Source organism: Actinoplanes sichuanensis (assembly GCF_033097365.1).
In the GTDB taxonomy this organism is placed as follows: Bacteria; Actinomycetota; Actinomycetes; order Mycobacteriales; family Micromonosporaceae; genus Actinoplanes; species Actinoplanes sichuanensis.
Window position 1 is genome coordinate 3,796,451 of record NZ_AP028461.1, and the last position, 19,063, is coordinate 3,815,513.

Here is a 19,063-nt window from a genome sequence, read left to right on the forward strand (position 1 = left end):
TCGCGGCCGTGCAGATGATCGTGGTCAGCACGGTGGACGGCCTGACCCGCCCCGGCTACGACCCGATGCGCGCCTGGATCAGCCACCTGTCGCTCGGCGAGTCCGGCTGGATCGGCGCGACCAACCTCGCGACCTGCGGATTCTGGTTGCTTCTTGCCGGGTTCGGGCTGTACCACCGGGCCGACCGGTGGGCGGCCGGAATGGTCGCGTGGTGTGGGCTGAGTCTGGTGGCGCTGGCCGTCGTGCGTACCGATGCGGGGCTCGGTTTTCCGCCCGGGATGCCGGTGGAGCACACCGTTCGTGGGCTGGTCCATCAGATGATCTCGGTCACGCTGGCCGTCGCCGGGATCGGGGCGGTCGCCCGGCTCGGCCCGCGGCGACCGGCGCTGCTGCTCGCCGGTGTGGTCGCGGTGCTGTTCGCGGCGGCGACCGGGCTGGTGCTGCTGGACGCGGCCGGGGTGGTGCCCGGCACGCCGAGCGGGCTGCTGGAGCGGGTCGCGTTGTTCGCCGGGTTCGGCTGGATCGGGGTGTTCAGCGGCCGGGCCGCATGGGGTTCGTCCGGCCGCCGTCGCTCCGCAGCGTCGCCCACCGTCGAGGCTGGGCCAGCGCGTGGGCCAGACGCAGCACGGGGAACAGCGCGAGCTGAATGCGGCCGGTGACCCAGGCGCGGGCGTAGGCCCCTCGGCGGCCGAGATGCCGTTGATAGGTGTGCTCGGTCATGCGGGTGTAGGAGCTGTAGTCACGGAACCGGTTCTGGATGCGGCGGGCCGAGGTGCCCGCGCGCATCCCCGGGGCGAACACCGCGGCGAGTCCGGCCCGGTGCAGGTGGATGCCCAGGTCGATGTCCTCGTGCACGCCGCCGTCGGTGCACAGTTCGGCCCGTACCAGATGCCAGGCCGTTGATCTGATCGCCATGTTGGCGCCGAGCAGCCAGTCGAGCCGGCCGCGGCCCCACACCCGGCGGAAGAGGGCGTCACCGCCGTCGACCAGACCGGTCGGGGTCATGTCGTAGTAGGTGACGGGGCCGGTCGCGGCCTGCACGATCGTCGCCGCGAACGTCTCCCGGACCGCCCGTGTCCAGCCGGGATCGAGCCGGGTGTCGGCGTCGATGCGCCCGATGACGTCGCCGGTCGCGGCGTCCAGGCCTCGGTTGCGGGCGTGCTGCACTCCGGCCAGCGGCTCGTGCAGCATGACGACGCGTCCCGCGTATTCGTCGAGGATCCGTGACGTGCCGTCGTCGGAGCCGTTGTCGACGACGATGACCTCATGGACCGGCTCGCGCTGGGCGAGGATCGCGTCGAGGCAGGCCCGCAGGAAGTGTTCCTCGTTGTAGACCGGGACGACGATGGAGATCAGCATGATCCCATCGTCTGACAGGCTGTCGTGATGAGCCGATTGCGAGTAGTGGGTCCCGGCGAGGGGCGCTCGGGTGACCTGGGCGCCATCACCGTGGATTTCAAGATCTGGGGCGACGACAACGGTGGCGAGTTGGCGATCGTCGAGCACGAGTTCCCGCCCGGTGCGCTCGTGCCGCCGCACATCCACAGCCGGGAGGACGAGCATTCGATCGTGACCAGCGGCGTGATCGGGTTCCGGTCGGAGGATCGGGAGGTGGTGCTCGGGGCGGGCGGCTACATCACGAAACCGCGCGGTGAGGCGCACGCCATGTGGAACGCCGGTTCGGAACCGGCCCGGATGATCGAGGTGATCAGCCCGGCCGGGTTCGAGATGTTCTTCAAGGCGGTCGTCGACATGGTCGAGGCGGGCGATCCCGACCCGGAGCGGGGCGCCGCGCTGGCCGCCGAGCACGGTCTCGAATTCGTCGACAGGCCGTGGCTGGCCGACGTGGTCCGCCGGTTCGGGCTGCACGCCTGATCTCGCCGGGACCTCGCACCCGGGGTGCAACCGAACGAGGGGTCAAGCCGTTGCGGAGTCCGCCGATGGGAGGGGAACGGTGGACTCCGGAAGGTGATGATGGTCTCGGCTCGTGGGGCGTCGCGGTGGCTGGCCGGCGTGCTCGCTGTGGTGCTGGCGGGCATGTCCGGCTATGCGGTGTTCGGTAGCTGGCGCCAGGCCGTGATCGTCTCCGAGCTGGCGCAGGACAGCGCCAACACCGACGCCTACCAGGAGACCGCCTACCTGGTCACCTGGGAGATGGCGCTGCTGCAGGCGGCGCTGCAGGAACCCGACGGCGAGGAACGTCAGCGGCTGCTCGGCGTGCACCGGCAGACGCAGGTGGCGATGGAGAACATGGCGACCGTCGACGTCGAGGACCCGGAGCTCACCGCGAGCATCGTGAACACCCATCTCGCGCTTAAGCCGCAGCTCAACGCGTACCTGGCCGAACTCGACCGGCGTGATCTGGAGGCCGCCGGGGCCCGCCTGGAGGAGACGATCGAGCCGGCCACCAGCGCGATCATGGCCAAGGTGCTCGCCGAGCAGAAGCACCATCTCTCCGACCACGCCGTCAAGCAGGCCGACGGGGAGATGGAGTCGCAGCGGCAGCTGTGGGGCAACGGTCTGGCGTTCCTGGTCAGCCTGCTCGTGCTGGTGCTGTTCACCAGGTCGTCGCGGTCGCACCGGCGCCAGGTGGAGAGGATGGCCGCCACCGACACGCTGACCGGGCTGCCCAACCGCACCGCGTTCGCCGCCCGGACCGGGGTCGCGCTGGCCGAGGACGCCAGCCACCGCCGGCGGTCGGGCCGGCCGCGCCCGGGCCGGGCCACCGTGCTGGTGGTGAACCTGGACGGCTTCCGAGACGTCAACGACCAGCTCGGGCACCGGATCGGCGACGTGCTGCTGACCCATGTGGGCAAGCGCTTGCAGGATTCGGTACGCGAGCAGGACTTCGTGGCCCGGCTGGGCGGCGACGAGTTCGCCATCCTGCTGCGCGACGCCGACCCGGCCATCGGGGAGACCATCGCCACCCGCCTGACCGACGCGTTCGATGAGCCGTTCGTCATCGACGACATCACCGTCGACCTGGAGGTCAGTGTCGGCGCCGCCACCGCCGGGCCGGGTGAGGACGTGCCGACCGTGCTGCGGCACGCCGACACCGCCATGACGATCGCGAAGGAGCAGCGTCTGGGTTTCCGCCGGTTCGCCGCCAAGCGCACCGAGGACACCAACGCCCGGCTGAGCCTGCTCGGTGACCTGCGTCGGGCCCTGGACGCCGGTGACGAGATCTTCCTGCACTACCAGCCCAAGATCGCCATCGGGGACGGTGCGCTGGCGGGTGTCGAGGCCCTGGCCCGCTGGACGCATCCGACGAAGGGGGCGATCTCTCCGGGCGAGTTCATTCCGGTCCTGGAGGCCACCACGCTGATCCACCGGTTCACCCACCAGGTGTTGACGCAGGCGCTGTCCCAGGCGCGGGCGTGGCTGTCGATGGGGCACCGGGTGCCGGTGGCGGTCAACATCTCCACCCGTTCGCTGCTCGATCCCGGTTTCCCGGCCCGGGTCGCGGCTCTGCTGCGCCAGACCGGGGTGCCCGGCGACCAGTTGGGTATCGAGGTCACCGAGTACAGCATCATGAGTGACCCGAACACCGCCATCGAGGCGCTGCACCGGCTTCGTACGCTGGGGGTGAAGATCTCCGTCGACGACTACGGAACCGGCTACTCCTCGATGACCTATCTGCGGTTGTTGCCACTGGACGAGTTGAAGATCGACCGCTCGTTCGTGCAGGACATGAGCACCGACCACGGCAACCGGGCTCTGGTCGCCTCCACCGTCGAGCTCGGCCACAACCTGGGTCTGACCGTCGTCGCCGAGGGCATCGAGGACGCTCCGACGCTGGCCGCGCTCAGCGAGATCGGCTGTGACCTGGCGCAGGGTTACCACCTGGCCAAGCCGATGCCCGCCGACGCCGTCACCGAGAGGCTTCTGCGGCCCGCCGTCACCGCCGCCTAGCGTCGGCGGCGGCGAGGGCGGCGCGGATCCGCTCCCGGTCCTCGTCGGGCCACGGGCCTGAGGTGGCCAGCGGGATCTCGGTCATGTAGCGCCGTCGGGTCTCCGGGATCCGTGCGGCGACCAGGTCGGGGTTCGTGGCGGCGGTCGCGTACAGGTTCGGGCCGTCGGCGTAGAACAGGTCCATCACCACGAGTCGGCCGTCGGCGGTGCGCATGACGTTGGCCGGATTGTGGTCCAGCGGGCCGCACCAGGGCAGTTCGCGTCGGGCCTGTTCGTGGATGCGGCGCACGATGTCGGCGAGGTCGGCGGTGTGTGCGGCCCGGTCGGCGACGGCCCGTTGGAAGCCGGCGGTCTCGTCCTCGGGGACGGGTCGGAGCCATTCCATGATCTGCAGGTCGCCGCCACCGGCGAGGCGGCGGTGTTCGAACAGGACGGGAACCTGGCGGGTGTGTGCGGCCTGGACGTAGAGGGCCGCGGAGTAGGGGCCGGTCGGGTCGAACGGGCTGATCCGGGCGGCGGCCGTGCCGTCGGGTGAGCGCAGCGCGACGGCCCAGTCGCCGGCGCCGCATCGGCTCCACCCGTCGCGCAGCAGGTCGCGTTCCACCTCACGGTGGTCGGCCTGTCGGGTCATGGAGGGAGCCTATGCGGTGCCGGCCGGGACCGCCGGGTCAGGAGGTTCGGCGGAAGGTGGCGTCGGCCCGTTCGGTGGTGGTGCTGATCGGGTCGATGCGCAGCACGTAGTTGCTGTGCCGGATGTAGCGGTCCGGGTAGTTGTACGACTGGAACGACGACCAGCCGCTGTCGGCCAGCCCGGCGACCTGCCGGAACGTGGCGTCCTGCCGGAACGTGGCGGTGCCGTTGTTCGCCTCCAGCCGCAGCACGTAGTTGTTGTGGCGCAGGTAGTGGCCCGGGAAGTTGACCGACTCGAACGACACCGCGGTGCTGTCGGCGAGCCCGGCGACGACCCGGAACTGGGAGTCCAGGGCGGGGGTCACGTTGGCGTCGATGCGGGTGGCGTAGTTCGAGTGCCGTACGTACCGGTCCTGGAAGTTGTAGGACTGGATCCGCTGGACCGTGACCGCGCCGGGATTGCCGAGTTCGCCGGACGGTCCGGCCAGGACCGTCGCGTTGGAGACCGGGACGCCCAGGTTGGGGGTGCCGTCGGTGTTCCAGGAGATCCGCTGGGCGCGGCTGGTACGGGTGGTCCCGCATCCTTGCGAGGCGGAGTCGTTGGCGTGGTAGACGATCCAGTCCTCGGTGCCGTCCGGTGATTTGAAGAAACTGTGGTGCGCCGGGCCGTACACCCCGTTGGTGTCGCTGCGCTGGAACAGCGGATTGGCGATCTTGGTCCACGAGGCGCGGGCCAGCGGGTCGGAGCCGGTCAGTTCGAGCGCGCCGATCTTGTAGTCGGGGGTGCCGCAGTAGCTGGCCGAGTAGGTCAGGAACGTGCGGTTGTTGCGCTGCAGCACGAACGGGCCCTCGTTGACCGGGTTGCCGATCTTCTCCCACGCGTAGGTGGGTTCGGAGATGATCGTGCCGAGTGCCGCGGGTGTCCACGGGTTGGTCAGGCGGGTGATGAACAGGCTCTGCAGGCCGCCGTTCTCGAAGCCGCTGTTGTTGTTGAACGCGGAGAACACGAAGTAGTCGAGCCCGCCGACGGTCATCACGCTGCCGTCGATGGACCAGCCGTTGTTCGGCATCAGGACCAGGGCGCCTTTGTACGTGTAGGGCCCCATCGGATCGGTGCCGGAGCTTTCCAGTACGTGCTGGCGCTGTCCACCGCAGCACGCGGACGGGCCGGCCGAGTAGTACAGGTACCAGCGCCGGCCGTTCGGCCCGTTGAGCAGGTGCAGGCTCGGCGCCCACATGTTCGACACGGCGTTGGGCTGCGACATGGTGAACACGGTGGTCTCGGCCGCGGTCTTCAGGCCGGCCAGCGTGGACGACTTACGGATGAGGATCTCGCCGGTCCAGGTGGTGGCGGCGTAGTAGTAGCTGCCGTTGTAGTAGCCCATCCAGGGGTCGGCGCTGTTGGGTGTGCCGACGACGGGGTTCTGGAAGCCGGCGCCGGGCGCGGCGACGCCGGGGGTCGGGGCGGCGGTGACCAGCCCGACCACCGTCAACAGGGCGAGGAACATTCCACGTAGGCGCACACAGCCCCCTTCGTTAACGCTCACAAGAATGACCGGCATGTTACGAGACATAGACAGACTTAACAAGACACATGAATCGCCGCGACACGCAGATTTCGGAGAGGTTTCTTGACGTACATCCGATCGACGTGCATGTTAACGATCACACGTCGTACCGTCCCCCGCCTGCAAGGAAGTCATCGATGGGTTTCCCCGCTCGCATACGCCGCACGGCCACGGTCGTGCTGGCCCTGATGGTCGTGCTGCTGGCCGGACTCGCCGCCCCGGCGTCCGCCCAGTTCATCTCGATCACGAACCCGGTCATCAAACAGCGCGCCGACACCGCGATCTTCAAACACACCGACGGCTACTACTACATGACCGCCTCGGTACCCGACTACAAGCGGGTCGAACTGCGCCGGGCCACCACACTGCAGGGCCTGGGCAGCGCCGCCACCTCGAACGCGTTCGTCGCCCCGTCCAGCGGCGCCCTCAGCGGCTGGATCTGGGCGCCGGACATCCAGTACATCGACGGCGCCTGGTACATGTACTTCTCCGCGTCGCCCAACACCGCACAGTTCGACCAGCGGCTCTACTGGATCCGTAACACCAGCGCCAACCCGATGACCGGCACCTGGAGCGCGCCGCAGCGGTTCAACACCGGCTGGGAGTCGTTCCAGCTGGACGCCGCGGTCTTCGTCAACAAGGGCGTGCGCTACTTCGCCTGGGCCCAGGACAGCCCGGACACCAACTTCAACAGCCACATGTACATCGCCAGGATGAGCGGCCCGACCGCGATCACCGGCTCGGCCGTGGAGATCGCCCGGCCGACCGTCGCCTGGGAGAAGGAGGGCGTGGCGGGCGTCGTCGAGGGCCCGTCCCCGCTGGTCAAGAACGGCCGCGTCTACATCGCCTACTCCGCGTCGGCCACCGACTCCCGCTACAAGCTCGGCCTGCTGTCCTCGTGGGACACCGCCGACCTGCTCAACCCGGCGTCCTGGTACAAGCACCCGAACCCGGTGTTCCAGACCGCCAACGGCGTCTACGGGCCCGGGCACGGCAGCTTCACCGTGGCCGAGGACGGCGTCACCGACATGCTGGTCTACCACGCCCGCGACTACGCCACCCCGACCCCGGACGCGCTGACCGACCCGAACCGGCACACTCGCATGCAGCAGCTGCTGTGGCGGGAGAACGGCGACCCGTTCTTCGGCCAGCCGATCCCCAGCACCGTCGTCAACCCCGGCATCCGCGGCCAGCACAGCAACCGCTGCGTCGACAACTGGAACCGCGACACCACGCTGAACGCCCTGGTCCGGCTCTACGACTGCAACGGCGGCACCGCCCAGCAGTTCGAGCTGAACTACAAGAACGGCACCTACTACGAGATCCGCAACCGCAACACCGGCACCTGCCTGTCGAACATCAACAACAGCACCGCGTCGAACGCCGACATCGGCCTCTACACCTGCAACGGCTCCACCGCCCAGCAGTGGATCGTGCAGGACCGGGGCAGCGGCTGGTTCTCCCTGCGCAACGTCGCCGGCAACACCTGCCTGGACAACTACAACTGGGACACCGCGAACGGCGCACGCCTCTCCCTCTACCCCTGCAACGGCCTGGCCGCCCAGTTCTGGCGCCTCGGCTGACCCTCGGCGGCCCCGGAAGCGCGTACCGCTTCCGGGGCCGTCCCGGTCCAGATCCGGTCACACCGTGCGCACGCGGGGGCCCTGGGCCGGGCGCCGCCGCATATGCCGCAGCCGGGAACGCAGCCGCTCCTGGAGCAGGTCGACGGCCTCGGTCATGGTCTCGCCGACGGCGTGCACGTGAACGCCGGCGCCGTTCACGTCGACCTGCACGTCCACCCGGTCGCCGGGTGCCGCGGAGTCGAGGGTCAGTCGGATCCGCAGCACGGGCGCTGGTGCGTGGTGCAACGCCGCCAGGACCTTCTGCCGGGCGTAGCCCGCGACCTCGCGCGAGACGGTGCCGTGGATGTGAACCTGCGGATCCAGAACCAGATCGGTGACGGTCATGGTCGCCTCCATGAGGACTTCCGCCCGTTGGGGTTCGACGGGCTGATCTTCACGATGCTCCGCTCGCAGGCCCGTCACCAGGGCCGTTGGACCCGGCCCACTCGTCGATCGCCTGACGGACCCGGGCCGGGCGCTGCGGGTCCCACACGGCGTCCGGATCCGGTTCGAGGAAGGTCGTCGCGACCCCGGCGACGCTCAGCGCCGACAGCGACCACCGCTGTTCACCGAGCGCGCCGAACGGGCTGGCGACCGTCTCCCGGGCGGCGATGTCGGGCGCCGCGAGCTCCGTGACCACCAGGCCGTGGGCGGTGACGCTGAGAACCGACGCGAGGGTGTCGAATCCCGCGTTGAGCTCGGGCCGCAGCCGGTACCCGAGCAGGCCGGCCAGCATCTGCCATGCGTCGGCGATCCGGGCGATCCGGGTCCGTTCCGCCTCGGCGAGTGCGGCTTGCACCTGCTCGCGTAGCTCACCGGCGGGCAGCCCGGAGACGGTCGCGCAGAGGGCGTGGTAGGTCCGCCAGGCGGGTGAGGCGAGGATGGCCCGCAGGTCGAACAGCGCCAGCCGGCGGATCAGCTCGATCATCACGTCGTGCCGCCCCCGCGGGGTGGTCAGGCCTTGCTCGTGCTCGGTCAGGATCTCCTTGATCAAGCCGATCTCGTCGCGGACGATCGGCGGCCCGGCGGTCCGGGCCAGTTCCTTGACCAGGTCGCCGAAGAACTGATCCTTGTACGGCCAGTGCCGGTACGCGGTGCTGCGGGAGACGTCGGCGGCGCGGATCACCGCCTCGAAGCTGAGGTGCTCGAGGCTGACGGTGAGCCCGTCGCGGTTGATCATCTCGACGGCGGCGGCAAGCATGCGATCCCGGGTCTCGGCGTCGCTGAGGCGCCGGGTCCGGCGCGAGAGCGCGTTTCTCTGCTCCATCGACAGCAGCGTACTTCAGATCCTGTGACTTTTGGACTTGAGACTTCATGTCTCAAGTTTCACTATCGAGCATGGAGGCCGTCGACAACCCGAAGGGACCGACCCATGCTGCTGTCCGAGGACCGTCTACGCGCCATGTACTCCGGTGGCCGCGGCAACACCACCGCCCGCCGCTTCGCCCGTTTCTGGGCCGCCGTCTTCGGCGCGGGCCTGGTCCCCCGACGCTGGATCACCCTGGAGGTGCCCGGCCGCCGCACCGGCCGCCCCACCCGCTTCCCCCTCGGCATGACCGACTGGCAGGGACACTCGTATCTGGTGCCGATGCTCGGCGAGGACTGCAACTGGGTCCGCAACGTCCGCGCTGCCGACGGCCGGGCCGTCATCCGCCACCGCGGTGCCCGCTCCTGCCGGTTGGTCGAGATCCCCGCCGCCGAACGCGCCCCGATCCTGCGGAGCTTCCTGCAGCAGATCCCCGGCGCCCGCCCGCACCTGCCGGTCTCCCGCGACGCACCGATCGAGGCGTTCTCCGCGATCAGCGACCGCTACCCGGCCTTTCGGGTCGACTTCGACGAACCTCGGCGCCGGCGGCGGTGGCCGTGGATCGCCGCGATCCTCGTCGTCGCCGTGCTCGGCGCGGCGATGGCCGCGGTCGCCCTCCAGCCCTCCCCCGCCGCGCTCACCCTGCCCGCCGCCGGGCCGCCCGCATCCGGGCCGCTCGCCGCCCACTGGTGGATCGCCCCCGGTTCGGTGGCCGGTTTCCGGATCGAGCAGACCTTCCTCGGCGCGACCAGCGAGGTCACCGGACGGACCGGGGGCGTGACCGGCACCATGACCGTCACCGGCGACCGGATCGAATCCGTCGAGGTCACCATCGACCTGCTCGCCCTGACCAGCAACGGCAAGGAACCCGCCGCCCAGTTCGGCATCGGCTTGGAGACCGCACGCTTCCCCCGGGCCACCGTCCGCCTGAGCAGGCCGATTCCGCTGCAGACCACCCTGGACAGCGCGACCGACCTCACCGCCACCGGCGAACTCACCCTGCACGGCGTCACCCGCACGGTGACGGCGACGGTGACCGCCCGACGCGACACCGCGGGCATCGCCGTCACCGGAGCCGTCCCGGTCCGATTCGCCGACTGGCAGATCAAACCCCCGACGGGGTACGGGGCGCTCGGCTCCCTGGCCGATCACGGCACCGCCGAGTTCCTCCTGATCCTGCACGACGACCAGAGGTGACCGATACGACGAGCCGCCCGGATGGCGCGAATCCCGCCAGGTGACAGGGTTGCCGGGTGCCACCTTCGGGACGGACCGTGGGAGCAGGGGACAGTCCGGGATGGAGGCCACCATGTCCCTCTCGCCACGAAGCCGTCGCCGCGTCCTACCGGCCGTGCTCGCCCTCGCGGTCCTGGCGCTGCCGGCCGGGTGTGGCGCCGCCACCGACGCCGGCCCCCGCAGCACGTCGACACCACCGACCAGCCCGGTCCATTCGATCCCACCGGCGGTGGCCACGGCCCCCACCACCCGGCCGCCGGTGGCGACCGCGAGCTGGACCACCGATCCGGTGACCGTACGGCGCAGCCCGGCCGTGCCGCCGGTGCCGGTGCTGACCGGGATCAGGTATGTCGCACATCCGGCCGAGGGGTACGACCGGATCGTCTTCGACATCAGCGGCCCGGCACCCGGCTACGCGGCGCGGTATGTCGACGAGGTCCGCGCCGATCCGTCGGACCAGGTCGTCACGGTGCCCGGCCGGGCGCATCTGCTGCTGGTGTTCACCCCGGCGCAGGCCCACCGGGACGACGGCACGGTCACGGTCACCGGCACCCGTCGGCTCGATCTGCCGATGCTGCGCTCGTATGCGGTGGTCGGCGACTTCGAGGGGCACGTGTCGATAGCCCTGGGCCTGGACGACGTGGTCGGCTACCGGATCGGTGAGGCGTCCGGCCGCATCTATGTGGACGTGGCGGCCTGACCCGCTACCAGCGGAAGGTCGAGCCCGCGACGAAGTCGGCGCTGTTCTCCTGCTGGTCGAGGCGCAACCGGCCGTCGACGACGCGGATGAAACGTGTCGGGTAGTTCGAGGACGTGAAGCGGACGGTGCCCGGGTCGGCGCCGGCCTGCGGGCAGAACGTGGCGTCCTGCCGGAACAACTGCCGGTCCTCGGGCTCGCTGAGCATCAGGCGGAACGAGGCGTGCCGTACGTAGCGGCCGTCGGCGGCGCGCAGCGAGACGCAGGCACTCTCGGCGATTCCGGGGACGGCGGTGAACGCCGTTCCGCGGGCGGCGGTGGTGACCAGATACTCGCCGTCGATGGTGACGCTGACGTCCGGTCGCCCGGCCGAACGCAGGACGACGGTGGGACCGGCCGCCGACGGCGACGCTGTGGCGTAGGTCTGCTCGGCGGTCGGCGGCGTGTCGGCCGGCGGCGTGTCGGACAGCGCGATGTAGGCACCGCCCGAGACGGTGATGCCGGCCACGACCGCGGCTGCCGCTTTGACCCCGAGGGAATGGGCGAACCAGCCGCCGGCCGCCTTGCCCGCACCGACCGCCTTGCCCGCACCGGCCACCACGCCGGGATCGGACGGGAACGGGCCGACCGGCAGCACCGCCGTCGAACCGCCGAGGACCAGGCGCTCCATCGGGATCAGATCGGTCTTCGCCGCCACGCAGCGGCTGCAGTCGCGGACGTGCCTGGCGAAACGCTTCCGCCAGCGCGGGTCGGGCACCCCGGTCCAGTCTTTGGTGAGGGCTTCCAGGCCGGGGCACATCGGCTCGGCTTCCAGGGCGGCCACCAGATGTCGGCTCAGGTCGAGCTGGTGGCGCATCCGCTGGAGCCGGACCCGGGTGTGTGCGGCGCCGACACCGACCGCGGCGACCACGTCGGCGCGGGTCAGGTCACCGAGCAGTTCCTGCCACCAGAGGGCGGCCAGTTCCTGGTCGTCGTGGTCGAGCCAGCGGGCGGCGTGGGCCACCTGCCGTCGTTGGGCGGACAGCCCCAGGCGGAGCAGAGCCACGTCGGCGAACTCGGCGTCCGGGTCGGGAAGGTCGGTGGCGTCGTCCAGCGCGGCGGTCCGGTCCCGGTCGCGCTGCCAGGCACGCAGGCGGCTGCTGGTCTGCCGCATCGCGATGGCCACGAGCCAGGACCGGAAGCTGGCGGGCGCGCGCAGGGCCGGCAACTCCCGGTGCGCCCGCAGCACCGTCTCCTGGACCACGTCGTCGACGTCGGCGTGACCGTCCAGGGCGCGGCCCACGATGCGGTAGAGCATCGGCAGGTGGGCGGCGATCAACTCCTGCTCGGCGTGCCGGTCACCATCGCGGGCCGCGACCACCAGATCGCTGAACTCGGTACGGCTTTCTGTTACGGAGACGTCCCGGCCGGCGTCTCCCAGATGGGCGTGGCCGTCGGCCCCGCCACCACCTGCCTTCACCCCGCGCTCCCCCACCGCTACGCCGGCGGACCCCCGGCCAGCCTCATGTTAATGGCACGAAACGCGAACATGATAGGCGGATCACATTTCTTTTTTCGGTGTCCGGCAGCACCGCGCGACCGGCGAACGCTCGCTTCCCTTTCCCGGAAATGAGCCTCGGGTAATCGGAGATCTCCCCGCACCATTTCAGAATCGGTCCGTGCCGCCACCTGCAGCCTTCGCGCCCCCGACCGTGGCCATGGCAATCGTCGCGGGCATTGCGCCCCGTCACGCCGGCCGGCATTCCGTCGCGCGACCACCGCCTCGGGATCCGGCACGAACTCGCCATTTCCACACGCTGACAGGAAAGACACCGGAAGGCCTTCATCCGGAGATGGTTCTCGAATGACGAACCACACTCAGACGTGACGGTGGGCGCGAGACCGCTGGGGTGTGAGACCTCGCCCCGGGGTGCCGCGCCCAGGGGGTGGACGGCTCAGCGCCGACACCGAGGCGGCCGCGCCGAACCTTGCTCGAATAAATGGGTCGCGGGGGTTCGGAAGATCCTTCTAGGATCGGCGGCGCGGTGGGCGGCTCCCAACGGTGCTTCCTTCTCTCCCAACCACTCGGATGTTTAGCGTCGTCTCTTCCCGCCCACCGCTCTCATGGGGGGATCACTTTTGGACCGACTGGCCACCGTTGTGCTGCGACGCACCGGACGGGTCACCGTCATCGGCAACGGGCCGGCGCCCGCCGACGGCAACGAGTGGACGGCCGCGCTCGAAGCCGATCTCGCCGGACGTGGCTGGCTGATGCACGACGAGCTGCGCCGGGCTGCCGGGCGACTGCCGGTGGCGGTGCGGGTGCGGTGGGCCGACTGGCTGCTGGCGGTGCTCGACGAGGACACCGGAGCGGATCGGCCGCTGGTTCCGCTGTATCGATCGTTTCCGGACACTCCCCGGGATCCGGGGGCCGTGTTCGTGCGGCGGTTGCTGACTCACCTGTTCGCGGTGCCGGGTGCGCCGTGTGTGTTGTGCGAGCGCGATCAGGTGGGTGCGCCGTTGGATCCGTGCGGACATCCGGTCTGTCCGGCCTGTTTCCCGCCGGAGCAGGTGAGCGGTTGTCCGGTCTGCGGTCGGCGACTGACCTCGGGTAACTCCTATCTGACACCGGTCGCGCCGCCGAAGACCGTACGGCGGGCGCCGGTCCTACCGGAGGAACCCCCCGGCGAACGGGTACGCGGGCTGCCGCCGGTGGTGCGCCCGCGGGTCCTGCCGCCGGAGGAACTGCTGCCGGTCCGGATCGCCGGGCTGGAGACCGATCCGTACACCGCCGCCGTCGAGCTCCGGGATCAGCTGGTCGCCCGGCCGGGCGCGCTGAACGACGGTGACCGCGCCGATCTGAACGCGCTGATCGCGGTGACCGCGCCGGGACGGCTCGACTGGCTGCCCGAGGTCGTGCCCGGCCGGGAGACGCACGCCCTGGTCATCGCGTGGGCGCTGCGCGAGTCACCGCAGGCGATCGACGCCGCCCGGAAACGCTGGGACACGGTGACCGATGTGGCCCGGACGGTGTGGGCCTACTCCCAAGGCGATCCCGGTCTGGTCGACCTGTCGACGCGGGTACGGCCGCTGCCGCGGATGCTGCGCCGGGCCGTGCTCGCCCACCTCGACGGGCGTGGGGCGGTCAACGCGGCCGAGGACATGCTGCGCCACGCCACGGTGTGGAAGCGGATCGGGGAACGGCTTCATCCGTTCGAGAAGGTCTCGCACCACCCGGCGGCGGCGGTGGCGTTCGCGGTCGTGCGCGGGACCCGCGCCGACCGGTCCGGCCCTCTGGGCCGCGCCATCGTGGACCATGCCGACGATCAGCTTCAGGTCTCCGCCCATCCGGACGGCACCGTTTCGGTACGGCTACGCAGCCACGCGTCACTGGTCGAGCAGGCCCTCGCCGCCGGTGACGTGCCGGGCGCGGTCCGGCTGCTGACCGGGCGTCCGGGTGAGCTGTGGCGGCGGCTCGACCACCTGCTGCGCGCCGCCGGGGACGATCCGGACACGCGAGACGCGATCACCGCGGCACTGCGGCAGACCGCACCGAAGGTCGCGCCGGGCGTCATCGCCGCGTCGGCGGCCCAGCTGACCAAGCGTGACGCGACGGTGCGGGCGGCCGCGGCCGATGTCGCCGCCGTCCAGCGGGCACGAGCCGGTGCGTTGGCCGCCCGCCGGGCCCGCGACCAGGTCACCGTTGCGATGGTGACCAGCCTGAACGACGTCATGCGGGAGGCGGCGGGCCGCTTCGGGCGGTCGGCACCGGACCCGCAGCCGAGGACGCCGGGCAGGGCGAGCCTGACCGGTGGTCGTCCGGGGCCGGCGATGCCACGGCGGATCTTCTTCCCGCGTGGCAGCCTCGTCACCACCTGGACCGAGCCGGAGACCCGTGCGGCTCTGCAGACCTCGACCATCGCGGCGGTACGGTCGATCGCCGACTCCGAGTTGACCGGGCGGGCCGCCGGGCTGCCCCGGTTCGATCTGGCGGTGCTGGACGCGTCGCTGGCCCACATCCCGGCGCCGATCCGGGAGCGGGTCGGGTCGGCGCAGCTGGCCGGATGGCCCCGGGGCAGTGTGCGGCCGCTGCCGGCGGACGGGCTCCTGCGGCTGTTCCTGCACTGGGAGGAGCCGGAGCGGACGCGGGTCGACCTGGATCTGTCGTGTGCGTTCTTCGACGAGGACTGGCGGCGGGTCGGGTACTGCGACTTCTCGCGGCTGCGGTTCGCCGGCGACGCGGCGGTCCACTCCGGTGACCTGACGTCGGCTCCGGCGCCGTTGGGCGCCACCGAATACCTCGATCTCGACATGGATCTGCTGGCCGGGGCGGGCGCCAGGTACGCCGTACCGATCATCTTCAGCTTCAACGACATCGCGTTCGAGAAGCTGACCGCGGCGATCGCCGGTCTGATGCTGCCGTTGCGCGGTGGTGAGCAGTTCGACGCGGCCCGGGTCGCGCAGCGGTTCGATCTGCAGGGTGACGCCCGGATGATGATGCCGTTCGTGGTCGACCTGGACCGTCGGCATCTGCTGTGGACCGACCTGACCCTGAACGCTTCGGCCGACTGGTACGACGTCGGCCGGTTCGGTGACCAGCTCGCGCGGGCCGCCGCCGACCAGTGGGAACATTTCCTCGGCGGGCATCGCCCGTCGGTTCTGGACGTGCTGGCGTGGCATGCCGCGGCACGGGCCGACCGGATTCTGGTGGTCCATGCCGATGGCACCTGTTCGGAGGTTCCGGCGTCGGTGGCGGCGATCCGGGCCGCCGCCGCCCGGCCCACCGGCGATCTTCCGGCGGTGACCGGGAGCGGGTCGGCGGTGCTGGCCGGGGCGGTCGACGGGTCGTTGTTGACCGGTCTGGCGCCCGGGCCGGGTTCGGTCGCTTTCGCGGTGGCCGGCCGGCCCGGGTCGCCGTGGACCGTGCTGAGCACGATCGATCTGCTGGGTCAGCTCACAGGGTGAGTACGAGCGTGGAGATGCTGCGGGCGGGGACGTTGACGGTGACCTGACCGCCGTTGACCGTGGTGGGCTGGGCGGCGGCGCTGACGTTCTGCGAGGTCAGGTAGTGCTCGGCTTTGGTCACGTTCTGCGGGGCCTGGATGACGGCGTTGCTGACGGCACTGGTCGAGCGGTTGAGCATGACCAGGGTGAGCTTGCCGCCGCCCTGGTAGGCGGTGATCTCCAGTGGTGACGCCTTGGTGCTCTTGGTCAGGGCGACCCGCTGGTAGCCGGGACGGACGTATTTCGAGAACTGGGAGAACGCGTAGCCGCGCTTGAGCGGGGCGCCCGCGGTGGTGCCGTAGGCGGACTCACCGTCGCCGATGAACGAGTAGTAGCGCTTGCCGTACCACCAGATGTAGGCGCTCCAGTTCGATTCCATGGATTTGTGGACCGTACGCATGATGGTGTCCAGGGTTTCGTTCCAGACGGTCTGGTTGGCGGGGTTTCCCCAGATGTTGGAGCCGCTGCCGTCGGCTTCGTGGAAGTTCCATTCGGTCATCCACACCGGTTTGCCGTTCTGTGCGGCCAGCGGATAGTCCTTGAGCCGGCCCGCCGTCTCGGTGCCGTAGAGGTGCCCGCCGATGTAGCCGATGTTGTTGCGGGCGGTGGTGTCGTTGAGCGTCGGGTCGGTGTAGCCGTAGTTGAGGTTCACCGCCTCGGCGACCATCAGTTTGGTGTTCTGGACCTTGGCGCCCTGGTCGCGGACGAAGTCGCGCAGCTCGGTGCCGCTCCAGTCCATCGAGTCGTAGTCGGGGTGCCAGTCGGGTTCGTTCTGCACCGAGGTGACGTCGACGGTGACGCCCTGGCCGCGCATGTATTGGACGTAGCTGTTGAGGTGGCCCGCGTAGTCGTCGTAGTAGTCGGTCTTGAGTTTGCCGCCGTTGATCCGGCTGTTGTTGGTCTTCCATGCGGCGGGGGCGGTCCAGGGTGAGGCCAGGATCTTGACGCCGGAGCCGTACGACTCGGCGGTCTTGAGGGCGTTGACCTGGACGGGCCATTCGCCGGACACCGGTGAGATGCCGGTCCGGACGATGGACAGGCCGAGCTGGTTGGCGCCCAGGCCGACCAGGGTCTGTGTCTCGGCGGTCGACCAGGCGCTGCCCCAGATCGACACGGCGGCCCCGAAACCGTCGACGGTCTGGTATTTGGTGGCGGTGTTCACGGTGACGTCGGCGGTGGCCGGGGGTCCGCTGGTGGGTGACGAGGTCGGGGTGGTGGTGTCGCCGGTGCAGGCGACCCCGTTGAGGGCGAAGGCCGTGGGGTCGGGGTTGCTGCCGGTCCAGGAGCCGTTGAAGCCGAACGAGACGGTGCCGTTGGTGGCGACGTTGCCGTTGAAGCCGGCGTTCTTGGCGGTGACCGCGGCCCCGCTCTGGGTCAGTGTCGTGTTCCAGGCCTGGGTGACGGTCTGGCCGGCGCTGTAGGACCAGGTCAGCGTCCAGCTCGTCAGCGGGTCACCGAGGTTGGTGACGGCCACGTTGGCACCGAAGCCGCCCTGCCACTGCGACGACACGGCGTAGCTGACCGAGCAGCCGGCGGCCGCGGAGGCCGGCAGCGCGACGGCCGCGGCCGCACAGGCGAGGACGACGGTGCCGCCGGTGATCAGAATTCTCCTCATCAGGACGCTCCAACGATTCGGGTGAGCAGACCGGGCCGGTACGGCAGCAGGCCGTAGTCGCCGCCGGAGTTGGGGGATCGTCCCTGGTAGAGCAGCTGGAGGTGGCAGGGGTCGATGGTCATGGTCTGGTCGGCACTGGTCCGGATGAGTTCGCCGTGGCTGATGTCGTTGGTCCAGGTGGCGCCGCTGTTGGCCTTGCCCGCGAAGGGGTTGCTCTCGGTGGCGGCCTGGGGTGTCCAGGTGCCGCCGAGGCTGGTGGCGGTGAAGGAGCGGAAGTAGCGTCCGTTGGCGCCGATGGCTTCGACGATCATCAGGTATTGGCTCTGGCCGGCGACCTTGTAGACCTGGACGGCCTCGAACAGGTTGTTGGTGGTGTCGCTCATGACCACGGTGGAGGTGCTGCCGAAGCTGCCGGGGAAGTTGCCGATCGGCATGCTCGCGCGGTAGATCTTGCCGTTGTCGCCGGCGAAGAACAGGTACATGTTCGACCCGTCGCCGATCACGGCCTGGTCGATCGGGCCGGTGCCGGAGCCGCTGATGGTGCCGGAGAACAGGGTCTGCGGGGCGGACCAGCCGTTCGGGTTGGTCGGGTCGCTGGAGGTGCGGTAGGAGAACGCCGGGCCGCCCCACTGGTAGGCGAGCACCCAGACGTTCTTCGGCGCGAAGTAGAACAGCGACGGCGCGACAGTGCTCGACGACATGGTGTTCTGACTGGCCGAGGCCATGTCGGACCAGTTCGTGAACAGGCCGAAGTTCATCGAGCCCCACGACGTGCCGGTGTCGTGGGTGGTGGCGTAGACGAGTTGTCGCCCGTTGTACGGCACGGTGGTGAAGTCCTTGAGCGACACCCAGCCCGCTTTGGGGGTGGCGAGCTGGCCGGTGGAGGTCCACCGGTAGGAGGTCGGCAGCGCGCAGGTTCCGGACGGCTCAGGGGCGGGCGGGGACGAGGAGGACGACGGCGAGGGTGTCGTGCCACCGGTGCAGGCGACCCCGTTGAGGCTGAACCCGGCGGGCGCCGGATTGCTGCCGTTCCATGAGCCGTTGAAGCCGAACGAGACGCTGCCGTTGGTGGGGATCGAGGCGTTGTAGGTGACGTTGCCGGCGGTGACCGCCGCGCCGGACTGGGTGAGTGTCGTGTTCCAGGCCTGGGTGACGGTCTGACCGGCACTGTAGGACCAGGTCAGCGTCCAGCCGTTGAGCGGGTCGCCGAGGTTCGTCACGGTCACGGCGGCACCGAAGCCACCGGCCCACTGTGACGAGACCGCGTAGTTCACCGAGCAGCCGGCGGCCGCGGCGGCCGGCAACGCGACGGCCAGAGTCGCCGAGCCGAGCAGCACGACAACGCCCAGCAGGGCGCTTCTGCTTCTGCGCATGCACTTCTCCTGACGGGGATCGCGGTTCGCCAGTCGTGGGGGACGACTATTTCGCAGGCGTTCATCACCGCTTTCGCGCATATTACGGGAGCGCTCCCAAAGCTGGCATCCTCGACTATCC

Annotated in this window: 14 protein-coding genes and 1 pseudogene; 7 read left to right on the forward strand and 8 right to left on the reverse strand. The window is 70.1% G+C overall.

The genetic code is table 11. From position 1 onward, the window contains the following. Positions 1 to 14 precede the first annotated feature (14 nt). A pseudogene (locus Q0Z83_RS17345) lies at positions 15 to 476 on the forward strand (DUF998 domain-containing protein); the annotation flags it as partial. A 55-nt stretch (positions 477 to 531) separates the two neighbouring features. On the opposite strand, the gene Q0Z83_RS17350 reads toward Q0Z83_RS17345, so the two are convergent. After that, on the reverse strand, positions 532 to 1,359 hold the full coding sequence (locus tag Q0Z83_RS17350; RefSeq protein WP_317794978.1) for a glycosyltransferase family 2 protein: 828 nt from the start codon (positions 1,357 to 1,359) through the stop codon (positions 532 to 534). Positions 1,360 to 1,386: 27 nt separating this feature from the next. On the opposite strand from Q0Z83_RS17350, the gene Q0Z83_RS17355 reads away from it, so the two are divergent. Further along, complete coding sequence (locus Q0Z83_RS17355; protein ID WP_317794979.1) at positions 1,387 to 1,875, forward strand: cupin domain-containing protein; 489 nt, start codon at positions 1,387 to 1,389, stop codon at positions 1,873 to 1,875. A gap of 99 nt (positions 1,876 to 1,974) precedes the next feature. Then, a complete protein-coding gene (locus Q0Z83_RS17360) occupies positions 1,975 to 3,912 on the forward strand; it encodes a putative bifunctional diguanylate cyclase/phosphodiesterase (protein WP_317794980.1) in 1,938 nt (645 codons plus the stop codon). On the opposite strand, the gene Q0Z83_RS17365 is transcribed toward Q0Z83_RS17360, so the two are convergent. Continuing rightward, positions 3,899 to 4,543 (reverse strand): hypothetical protein, encoded by a 645-nt coding sequence (locus tag Q0Z83_RS17365; RefSeq protein WP_317794981.1) that lies wholly within the window; start codon positions 4,541 to 4,543, stop codon positions 3,899 to 3,901. The two genes, Q0Z83_RS17360 and Q0Z83_RS17365, sit on opposite strands and share 14 nt — an antisense overlap. Before the next feature lie 37 nt (positions 4,544 to 4,580). Next, positions 4,581 to 6,065: a family 43 glycosylhydrolase gene (locus tag Q0Z83_RS17370; protein ID WP_317794982.1), complete on the reverse strand. Its 1,485-nt coding sequence runs from the start codon at positions 6,063 to 6,065 to the stop codon at positions 4,581 to 4,583. A 182-nt stretch (positions 6,066 to 6,247) separates the two neighbouring features. Here Q0Z83_RS17370 and Q0Z83_RS17375 point away from each other — a divergent pair, with 182 nt between their 5' ends. Next, positions 6,248 to 7,693: a family 43 glycosylhydrolase gene (locus tag Q0Z83_RS17375; RefSeq protein ID WP_317794983.1), complete on the forward strand. Its 1,446-nt coding sequence runs from the start codon at positions 6,248 to 6,250 to the stop codon at positions 7,691 to 7,693. 57 nt (positions 7,694 to 7,750) lie between these two features. Here the strand turns inward: Q0Z83_RS17375 and Q0Z83_RS17380 are convergent, their stop codons facing one another. Together Q0Z83_RS17380 and Q0Z83_RS17385 are read right to left on the reverse strand one after the other, a co-directional pair. Further along, complete coding sequence (locus Q0Z83_RS17380; protein ID WP_317794984.1) at positions 7,751 to 8,077, reverse strand: HPF/RaiA family ribosome-associated protein; 327 nt, start codon at positions 8,075 to 8,077, stop codon at positions 7,751 to 7,753. A 49-nt stretch (positions 8,078 to 8,126) separates the two neighbouring features. Continuing rightward, positions 8,127 to 8,999 (reverse strand): TetR/AcrR family transcriptional regulator, encoded by an 873-nt coding sequence (locus Q0Z83_RS17385; RefSeq protein WP_317794985.1) that lies wholly within the window; start codon positions 8,997 to 8,999, stop codon positions 8,127 to 8,129. Between the two features lie 105 nt (positions 9,000 to 9,104). Between Q0Z83_RS17385 and Q0Z83_RS17390 the strand changes: the two genes are divergently transcribed. Then, complete coding sequence (locus Q0Z83_RS17390; RefSeq protein ID WP_317794986.1) at positions 9,105 to 10,235, forward strand: YceI family protein; 1,131 nt, start codon at positions 9,105 to 9,107, stop codon at positions 10,233 to 10,235. A 112-nt stretch (positions 10,236 to 10,347) separates the two neighbouring features. Further along, on the forward strand, positions 10,348 to 10,974 hold the full coding sequence (locus Q0Z83_RS17395) for an AMIN-like domain-containing (lipo)protein (RefSeq protein ID WP_317794987.1): 627 nt from the start codon (positions 10,348 to 10,350) through the stop codon (positions 10,972 to 10,974). 4 nt (positions 10,975 to 10,978) lie between these two features. Here the strand turns inward: Q0Z83_RS17395 and Q0Z83_RS17400 are convergent, their stop codons facing one another. Further along, the gene (locus Q0Z83_RS17400; RefSeq protein WP_317794988.1) at positions 10,979 to 12,331 is read right to left on the reverse strand and encodes a sigma-70 family RNA polymerase sigma factor; all 1,353 of its coding nucleotides are present in this window, start codon (positions 12,329 to 12,331) and stop codon (positions 10,979 to 10,981) included. A 758-nt stretch (positions 12,332 to 13,089) separates the two neighbouring features. Here Q0Z83_RS17400 and Q0Z83_RS17405 point away from each other — a divergent pair. Beyond that, on the forward strand, positions 13,090 to 15,915 hold the full coding sequence (locus tag Q0Z83_RS17405; protein ID WP_317794989.1) for an MXAN_6230/SCO0854 family RING domain-containing protein: 2,826 nt from the start codon (positions 13,090 to 13,092) through the stop codon (positions 15,913 to 15,915). Here the strand turns inward: Q0Z83_RS17405 and Q0Z83_RS17410 are convergent. Together Q0Z83_RS17410 and Q0Z83_RS17415 are read right to left on the reverse strand one after the other, a co-directional pair. Continuing rightward, a complete protein-coding gene (locus Q0Z83_RS17410; protein WP_317794990.1) occupies positions 15,905 to 17,569 on the reverse strand; it encodes a cellulose binding domain-containing protein in 1,665 nt (554 codons plus the stop codon). The two genes, Q0Z83_RS17405 and Q0Z83_RS17410, sit on opposite strands and share 11 nt — an antisense overlap. Beyond that, entirely contained in the window at positions 17,569 to 18,942 is a 1,374-nt protein-coding gene (locus Q0Z83_RS17415; protein WP_317794991.1) for a non-reducing end alpha-L-arabinofuranosidase family hydrolase, read from the reverse strand. The genes Q0Z83_RS17410 and Q0Z83_RS17415 overlap by 1 nt, the downstream gene beginning before the upstream one ends. Positions 18,943 to 19,063 lie beyond the last annotated feature (121 nt).